Source organism: Streptomyces sp. NPDC058964 (assembly GCF_042741275.1).
In the GTDB taxonomy this organism is placed as follows: Bacteria; Actinomycetota; Actinomycetes; order Streptomycetales; family Streptomycetaceae; genus Streptomyces.
This window is the reverse complement of record NZ_JBHYKH010000437.1, coordinates 1-7,790: the sequence shown is the minus strand read 5'-3', so window position 1 is coordinate 7,790 and position 7,790 is coordinate 1. Positions and strand designations below refer to the sequence as shown.

Genomic DNA, 7,790 nt, shown 5'->3' with positions numbered 1-7,790 from the left:
ACCCGCCAGCCACGCACACCCGCATGACCATCACCTTCCTGATCCAAAGTCGGTCTTCGAAACCCGAGACGAACCAGTCCGGCCGTCTGTGACATGGGGCAGGCCGTCTGCGACATGGGGAAGGAAGAAGCGCCTTGCTCTCAACTGCCCTTCTCCGTCGTGCGGGCGGACCTGTACACGGCCGTCGTCGCGCTGTTCCAGGCCGCGGCGGCGCCCGTGACGGCCGCCGCTTGCCGCGGGCAGCGGCGCCCGGTTCTGGTCCCGCTTACCGGCACGGTCACGGCCCTGGGCACGCTCGGCTTCTGGGTGAGCCGTGGGATGTCCCGGTGCGTCGCCCTGACCAGCACCGCGTCGCACGCCCTCGTCGGCCCGGGCGTCCGCGTAGTCACTGCTTGCCCGGCCGTTCGAAGAGCTGGAGGATGCCCCCGACGGAGAAGCACAGCGCGCCCAGCAGCGTGCCCCAGTTGGCTACACCGACGTTGACGAGGCTTCCGGTCGCGGGACGGGTGAACGCGGCCAACGCGGAGAGCAGGAAGAGCACCGAACCGATCTGGTTGATCACGACGATCCACCAGCCGAGACTGTGCACGCGGAGTCGGGGCCGGCCGTGGCACACCTCGAGGAGAGCCAGATGCCCCGAGGCCAGGAACAGGAAGCACCCCACCATGTCGGGAGCCCAGATCAGCCTGTTCGCCTGCTGGACCGAAAGTCCGTGAAGGAACGAATCCAGCAGGTTGACGCCGAAGACCACTGTTCCCGCGAACAGCGTGAAGGTGCTCAGCCAATCGATCCGGAAGGGTTCGTAGGTCCACCATCGCCAACGTCCGGTTTCCAGGAAACCGGTCTTGCTGTTCCGGTGGGGAGTGTTGATCGCCTGCAGGAGGGAAGCGTATCCGCCGGTGTTGAAGAACAGACCTCCGGCGAAGTAGACCGAGGCACTCGTCGCGGCACCCGCCCCGAATTGACTGATACCGGCGCCGAGGGCGAACAGGGCTCCGCCGATCGTGAACGCAACAGCCGCGATGGTGTTGAGCCTGCGCAGACGGCGGAGCGCGACTGCGTCCGCGCTCCGCGACCGCGATTCGCGCTCTCCTGCCGCGCGCACGGTGAGTACCCCACGCTTACGAGCCGGACGGGACTCCCAGACCGCGATGCTGGCATCATCTGCCTGCCAGGTCAGCCGTGTGGTGAACGGCCCACATCCCTCGGCATGCTCCTCGAACCGGCTCACTCGGTGACTTCAACGTGCGTGTCGCGGGCTGTCCCGCCACCGCCGGTGGCGATGCCGCCGGTCGGCTCGGGCGCGGAGAAGGGTGGTGCGTCCGGCAGGCACGTGGTTCCGATCGGAGGGAGAGCACCGTCGATGAAGTAGCGGCTCTCGTAATCGTTCACGCAACTGCTGGGGTTGAGCAGCGCGGTGTGCCCGTAGCCGTGGTCGGTGAGCAGACGGGCGTCGGCCAGCTCCCTGGTCATGGCCTGGGCGTCCGCGTACGGAGTGGCGGGGTCGTGGGTGGTGCCGACCACCAGGACGGGGTGTGCCGTCTGCTTGTTCCACGGTCCGCGGTAACGGTTGGCGGCGACCGCCGGCCAGGTGGCACACGGTTCGGCGGCCCAGGTCCAGAAGCGGCCGGTGTCGCCCGCGTGGAGCGCGCTGGCCTCCTCCAGGGCGTGATAGACCCCGGGGTCACGCGGATTGGGGCTGTCGGAGCAGAGTACGGCGCCTCCCTGTTCGTCGCCGGTGTACGGATTGGGGACCGGTGGCGGGGGCAGGGGAGTGGGCTGTCGCGGGACACGGCCCTGCCACAGGTCCTGCAGCCGGCCGGCGAGGTCCGTCCAGCCGGGGTGGACGATGTCGAGTCCGCTCACTGCGTCGCCGACCGTAGCGGCATAGGTCCATGGGCCGACCGGGTGCTCCCGGAGGCGCTTCATCAGCTGGTCGAACTTGTCCCGGGTCGCCTTCGGGCTGCCCGCGGAGAAGGCGCAGTGGTCTGTCGTGACGGATCCGCACAGGGCGAGGAACCGGTCCAGGATCGCCGACGCGCCGCGGTCCGAGCCCATGCGCAGGAACGTCGTGAGCCGGGGGCCGGCGTCGGAGGCGTGGTTCGTCCAGGCCTGCGGGTCTATGTTGCTGTCGATGGTCATGGCGCGGACCTTGCCGGGGAAGAGGTTGGCGTAGGTGGCGCCGAGGAACGAGCCGTACGAGATCCCGAAGTAGGTGAGTTGCGCGTCGCCCACGGCCTGGCGGAGCTGGTCGAGGTCGCGAGCCGTGTCGGCGGTCGACACGTGACGCAGGAGTTCGGGGTCACGTTGCATGCATCGGTTGGCCTGATCCGCGAAGGCGGCGATCCACCTCTTCCGCTCCTTCTCACCGACCGGGAAACCCGCTGGTTTGCTCGACATCCAGGCGCCGGCTTCCTCGGGGCTCGCGAAGCAGTTCACCGCGGTGCTGTTGCCGACCCCGCGGGGATCCCAGCTGACGATGTCGAACCGCTCCCGGACCTCACGCGGGAAGAACTCGTAGTTCTGCGGCATCTGGACCGTCCCGGGGCCGCCGGGGCCGCCGGGATTGAAGAAGAGAGTGCCGATGCGCCGCCCGGGGCCCGTCGCCTTCCGTTTCACGACGGCCAGTTCGATGGTGCGGCCGTCGGGGTTGGCGTAGTCCAGCGGCACCTTCGCTGTCGCGCAGTCGAACCGCTTGCCCTGAACGCAGGGCATCCAGTTCAGCTTCGGGACGGGCACCGAAGGCGTCGGCGTACCGTCGGCCAAGGCGAGATCCGGCCCGGTCAGGGACATCGAACAGGTCACCGTCGCGGCGACCGCCACGGCGAGAGTCCGACGGCCCACTGCCGGCCCGGATATGTGCATGCCCTGTCCCCTTTCACGGCTGGCCCCCTGCTGCGACCCATGCCGCTGGACGTCGGCATGCATCCCCGTCAACCACACCCCGGCCCGGCGCGGCGCGCGAGCCGGCCGCGGCCGAACGGCCGAGCTGCCGACGCCGGGGGAGCGTGGCCGGGGGACCGCGGCGACCGCATGCCACACAAGGCAGCGGAGTTCTTACGAGAAGCTGACGCGGACGCGTACCCCTTGGCGTGGCCCGGACACCACCGGTATCCCTGAGAAGCACGCCATCGTCGCGCCCCGGCTCGCGACGATTCCGCGGTCTTCGGAGGCTGCGACCGCGGATGGGCGCCCCGGAACCCTCCGGGGCGCCTGCGGCGACGGGCGACCAGTCGTGACGGGCGGCCTGTCGTGACGGGCGGCCTGTCGTGACGGGCGGCCTGTCGTGACGGGGTCTTCCTCTCCAGCGGCGGCAGCACCGAACACAGCCCCGGCCCCGCTAGGTCCATGGGCACACCGCACCCCCAGGGGCACCCATGGGTGGACTCAGGGGTCCGGGGGTCGCTCTGCCACGGTCCGCGATCTCAGTAGCCGCCGCTGTTGGAGGGGGTCCCGCCTCCCCCCGTGCTTCCGCCGCCGACGGTGATGTCCGTCTTCATCCCGAGGTCCTTGTGCCCGTCAATCGGGCAGTACACGTCGTAGGAACCCTTCTTCAGCGTGATCTTGAGCTGCCCCGACTGGCCGGGCTGGACGTCGTGCGAGAGCCGAACGTCGCTGCCCTGGCCCTCGACCTCCAGGGAGTGCCCGATGTGCCCGACGTTCTTGACCACGAACGTGTACTCACCGGGCTGGAACGTTTTCGGCGACAGGTCCACCTTGTACTCGGTCAGCTGCACGGACACTGTCGTGCCTGCCGAGTTCTGCGCCGTGTTGGACGGGGCCTGTGCTCCTCCTGAGCCCGAGCCCGTGTTCCCGCACGCGGAGAGCACGGCGGCCAGTGCCACCGCGCACGCCCCCGCCGCCGCTGTGCGCCGATTCAGCCTTCCAGCCATGGCCGGTCCTCCTCGCTGTTCCCTTTCCGCGTCCTGAGCCGCACCGCCCTACGACAGATACGGCTCAGCGCCCTGGAGGGATTGCGATGTGCTGCCGGCCGGTGTCATACGAGGCGTTCAACGGCGGCGTGCAACTGCCCGACGTGGTGTTCGCTCTCCGGCTTCATGAGCACGCTGCGTAAAACCGGCGCCGTCGGTGTCGCGGTCGATCTTGGGGTGGCGGTGGGCGAATGCGTCCGCAGGGGCCCGGAGCGTGCTGACGAAGACGGCGTCGTGGGTGGTCATACCGTCGTCGGGGATGTGCGCCGAGGCGTGATCGATCGGGGAGAGGGCGGCCGGTTCGACGCACGGAAGTAGCTGCCGATGTCGAGCCCAGGCTGCTGGTAGAGGGTCAGAAGATCGGACGAGTCGATGAGCTCGGCCCACTTCAGAGCCGCCCTGCGGCCCACTGCCGGCACGTGCCCCCGCCCCTGCGGGGTGGGCGGCAGCAGATGGCGCGCCAGGGATCCGGCTGGGGTCTCAATGGCCGGGTCAAGAGGCTCCACCGGCCGGTGGTGCTGTCAAACGTCGTGGTCGGCAGCCTCTGCGAGCGCGTCCATGGCGTCGTTGTGGAAGCGGCGTTCGGCGTCGCGGCATGGGGCGTTGAGGAAGGCTCGCTGGGCTTCGCCGAGATCGCAGTTCAGCAGGCCCATGGTCACGAATACGGCTTCCACACCGTGACACCCGTTGTCTTTGAGGAACTGCTGGAGTGTGTCCGTGTCGCCGGATGCCTCCCAGACGGGCCGTGCGGTTTCCCGCATGGCAGCGATGCGCGCTGATCGTTCTGCGTCGAATCCCACCGGACCCACCTTCCTGGTTCGGCCCGGAGCCTATCGCCAGGTAGGCGCGGTGCACTGGCCTTTTCAGGGGGCTTGGGCGACGGGTGGATGGAAGGTGAAGAGTCTGCCGTCGCGCATGAGCGCCCATAGGACATCGACACGTCGGCGGGCGAGGGCGATGACGGCCCGGACGTGCTTGCATCCCTCGGCCCGCTTCTTCAAGTAGTAGTCGCGGTTGGGGGCCTTCGCGGATGACGCTGGCCTGCGCGGACGGATAGAAGACGCGGCGGAGGCGTCGGCCGTAGCGCTTGGGGCGGTGCAGGTTGCCGGTGCGGCGTCCGGAATCAAGTGGAACAGGCACCAGGCCGGCGGCGGCAGCGAGGTGGCCCGCGTCGGCGTAGGCGCTGAGATCATCGGCTGCGACGATGAACTCGGCGCCCAGAATGGGGCCCATACCCGGCAGGGACTCGATGATGTGGGCCAGGGGGTGGGTGCGGAAGGTTCGCCTGATCTGCTGGTCGATGTGCTTGAGCCGGTCGTCCAGGTCGAGGGTCTGCGTGGCGATGTCCGCGGCGATGCCGGCGGCGGCATCCTGACCGGGCAGCGTGACGTGCTGGGTCCTGGCGGCCTGGAGGGCGGTGGCGGCGACTGCGTCGGGGTTGCGGACGTTGTGTCCCTTGAGCCATGCGGTGAGGCGGGCTTGGCCGTGGCGGCGTATGGCTGCCGGGGTTTGGTGGCCGGTGAGCAGGATGAGCGCGCCTTTGTGGTCGGCGTAGTCGAAAGCCCGTTCCAGGGCGGGGAAGATCCCGGTGAGAATGTCGCGGAGCCGGTTGAGCATGCGGACCCGGTGGGCGATCATGCCGGTGCGGTGGGCGGTCAGCAGAGACAGATCGGCTGCCAGCTGGGCGGGAACCTCGATGGAGGGGAAGTCCCGCCGCATGCGGGCGGTGTCTGCGATCACGTAGGCGTCCCGGGCATCGGTCTTGGCTTCACCGCGGTAGGAGCCGGACATCCGGTTGACCGTCCGGCCGGGAACGTAGACGGCCTGTTGCCCGTGGGCGGCGAGTAATGCCGGCAACAGCGCAGACGCGGTGCCGGCGATGTCAACGGCCCAGTGCACCTGGTCGGAGAGGGTGAGGATCTCGCCGAGAGCGGTCAAAATCGCGCTCTCGTCGTTGAGGACCTTCTTGCTCCAGATCGTCACCCCGGTTTCGTCGACCCCGGCAAGCCGGTGATGGGCTTTCCCGGCGTCGATCCCGACCCAGAGGCGGATCAGATGCTCGGCCATGTGCGTCTCCTCGGTTCAGGCAGTGTGCCGTTCGGCCCGAGGAACACCCGCCGTCAGCTCCGTAAACAGCGATCAATGCGCAGATCTCCATCAGCGGCCAGGCATACCGAAGAACGGGGCGGCCACTCCACCGGAGCCACTTGGGCAAGCGACTTCAGAGCCACACCCCACTCTTCCGGACCGCCGGACAACCTACGGAGCGACTTTGGCCCGTCCGCTCCCGCCGGCAGCGGGGAGAAGCCGCCGTGCGCGGCATCCACGTCGGCCCGGGCTCCGTAGCGCCGGCAGCGCCCGGCGCCCGGGGGCGATCGCACCCGGTCCGGTGGTCCCGGTGGAGAGCACGGCAGTGCCCACCCGGGCCTCGGCGCTGTAGGTGACTCCCTTGCCGGGGTGACTCTCCCGGGCGATTGACGAGCCGTGAGTCCCCGGCCGTCGGCCGCCGTCGGCCTCAGCGGCTCACGGCTGTCACCCGCTCGACACGTGACAGCTTCTCGGGATTGCGCACGACGTAGAGCCCGGTGATGAGGCCGTCTTCGACGCGCACCGCCATCACGGTGTCGATCTCCCCGTTGAGCCGGACCAACAGCGCCGGGTAGCCATTGACCTGCACCGGCTGCAGCGACATCGTGCCCGCGATCCTGCTCAGCACGTGTGCCACCTTGTCGGCTCCCACCACGGGCGCCAGCGCGGCCCGCACCACTCCGCCACCGTCGCTGAGGAAGACGACGTCCGGCGCGAGGGCGTCGAGCAGGCGTTGCAGATCGCCCGTCTCGATCGCTCGTTGGAACGCGTCGAGGGCGTCGCGGGTCTCGGCCGGGGAGACGACCTCGCGCGGTCGGCGCGCGGCGACGTGCGCCCGTGCCCGGTGGGCGATCTGGCGGACCGCGGCCGGGTTCTTGTCCACGGCTTCCGCGATCTCGTCATAGGCGAGGTCGAAGACCTCGCGGAGCACGAACACGGCACGCTCGGTCGGCGTGAGCGTCTCCAGGACCAGCAGCATCGCCATCGAGACACTGTCGGCCAGTTCGACGTCCTCGGCCACATCGGGAGCGGTCAGCAGTGGTTCGGGCAGCCAGGGGCCGACGTAGGACTCCCTGCGGCGAGCGAGCGTGCGCAGCCGGCCCAGGGCTTGCCGGGTGGTGATCCGCACCAGGTACGCACGTTCGTCTCGCACGGTGTCGAGATCGACGTCCGCCCACCGCAACCAGGTCTCCTGCAGGACGTCCTCGGCGTCGGCGGCTGAACCGAGCATCTCGTAGGCGACGGTGAAGAGCAGGTTGCGCTGAGCGACGAACGATTCGGTGGCGCGGTCCCGGTGTCCGCCATGAGCGTGCGGCCCGGCCGTGTCCGTAGTTCGCTCACTGCGCTCGCCCATGCCTGGCTCCTGCCCGTCTTCTCGCGGTTGCCCGTGTCGCACACAAGACGCCGGTCCCAGCCGCCGTGTGACACCTCCGGCCGGTGGCACACGTCACATTCCCGTGCTGTCACAAGGACCGGCTCGCCGGCATCTCGTGTTCGTCCAGTGCAACGGCACGGGACGTCACGAGTGAGGAGCGGTCATGGAACCCCGTTTCAACCTGATGACCAACGAGATCGGCGCCAAGTTCGCCAAGCGGTTCGGCAACGCCAGCCTGGTGATCGCCCGCATCTCCAAGGACGCCCAGCACGCCGTCCTGGCCGCCGAGGACCGCGACTTCTACACCGAGTCCGCCATCGACCCCGCGGCCATGGTCCGCGCCGGCTGGAACACCGCCACCGGCAAGGGCAAGCAGTCCGGCTCCACCATCACCC

Annotated in this window: 7 protein-coding genes and 1 pseudogene; 2 read left to right on the top strand and 6 right to left on the bottom strand. The window is 69.2% G+C overall.

What is annotated here, in order from left to right; genetic code table 11:
* Positions 1-385: 385 nt before the first annotated feature.
* The 3 genes from ACFW2E_RS36075 to ACFW2E_RS36065 all read right to left on the bottom strand — a co-directional run bounded on the left by ACFW2E_RS36075 (position 386) and on the right by ACFW2E_RS36065 (position 3,893).
* A complete protein-coding gene (locus ACFW2E_RS36075) occupies positions 386-1,231 on the bottom strand; it encodes a hypothetical protein (RefSeq protein WP_384472991.1) in 846 nt (281 codons plus the stop codon).
* On the bottom strand, positions 1,228-2,865 hold the full coding sequence (locus ACFW2E_RS36070) for an alpha/beta hydrolase (RefSeq protein ID WP_384472988.1): 1,638 nt from the start codon (positions 2,863-2,865) through the stop codon (positions 1,228-1,230). The genes ACFW2E_RS36075 and ACFW2E_RS36070 overlap by 4 nt, the downstream gene beginning before the upstream one ends.
* A 560-nt stretch (positions 2,866-3,425) precedes the next feature.
* Complete coding sequence (locus tag ACFW2E_RS36065; protein WP_384472986.1) at positions 3,426-3,893, bottom strand: copper-binding protein; 468 nt, start codon at positions 3,891-3,893, stop codon at positions 3,426-3,428.
* A gap of 165 nt (positions 3,894-4,058) precedes the next feature.
* Between ACFW2E_RS36065 and ACFW2E_RS36060 the strand changes: the two genes are divergently transcribed.
* Positions 4,059-4,250, top strand: coding sequence for a hypothetical protein (locus ACFW2E_RS36060; RefSeq protein ID WP_384472983.1), 192 nt, complete (start codon positions 4,059-4,061; stop codon positions 4,248-4,250).
* Between the two features lie 203 nt (positions 4,251-4,453).
* On the opposite strand, the gene ACFW2E_RS36055 is transcribed toward ACFW2E_RS36060, so the two are convergent.
* The 3 genes and pseudogenes from ACFW2E_RS36055 to ACFW2E_RS36045 all read right to left on the bottom strand — a co-directional run bounded on the left by ACFW2E_RS36055 (position 4,454) and on the right by ACFW2E_RS36045 (position 7,374).
* Positions 4,454-4,732, bottom strand: coding sequence for a hypothetical protein (locus tag ACFW2E_RS36055; RefSeq protein ID WP_384472980.1), 279 nt, complete (start codon positions 4,730-4,732; stop codon positions 4,454-4,456).
* 63 nt (positions 4,733-4,795) lie between these two features.
* A pseudogene (locus tag ACFW2E_RS36050) lies at positions 4,796-5,999 on the bottom strand (IS110 family transposase).
* A 448-nt stretch (positions 6,000-6,447) separates the two neighbouring features.
* A complete protein-coding gene (locus tag ACFW2E_RS36045; RefSeq protein WP_384472977.1) occupies positions 6,448-7,374 on the bottom strand; it encodes an RNA polymerase sigma-70 factor in 927 nt (308 codons plus the stop codon).
* A 205-nt stretch (positions 7,375-7,579) separates the two neighbouring features.
* Between ACFW2E_RS36045 and ACFW2E_RS36040 the strand changes: the two genes are divergently transcribed.
* The coding region (locus tag ACFW2E_RS36040) for a transglycosylase domain-containing protein (protein WP_384472994.1) at positions 7,580-7,790 on the top strand (211 nt) is incomplete at its 3' end.

Coding starts and splice junctions, on each gene's coding strand:
- ACFW2E_RS36060 (WP_384472983.1), top strand. CDS start 4,059: ATGAGCACGCTGCGTAAAACCGGCGCCGTCGGTGTCGCGGTCGATCTT.
- ACFW2E_RS36045 (WP_384472977.1), bottom strand. CDS start 7,374: ATGGGCGAGCGCAGTGAGCGAACTACGGACACGGCCGGGCCGCACGCT.
- ACFW2E_RS36070 (WP_384472988.1), bottom strand. CDS start 2,865: ATGCACATATCCGGGCCGGCAGTGGGCCGTCGGACTCTCGCCGTGGCG.
- ACFW2E_RS36065 (WP_384472986.1), bottom strand. CDS start 3,893: ATGGCTGGAAGGCTGAATCGGCGCACAGCGGCGGCGGGGGCGTGCGCG.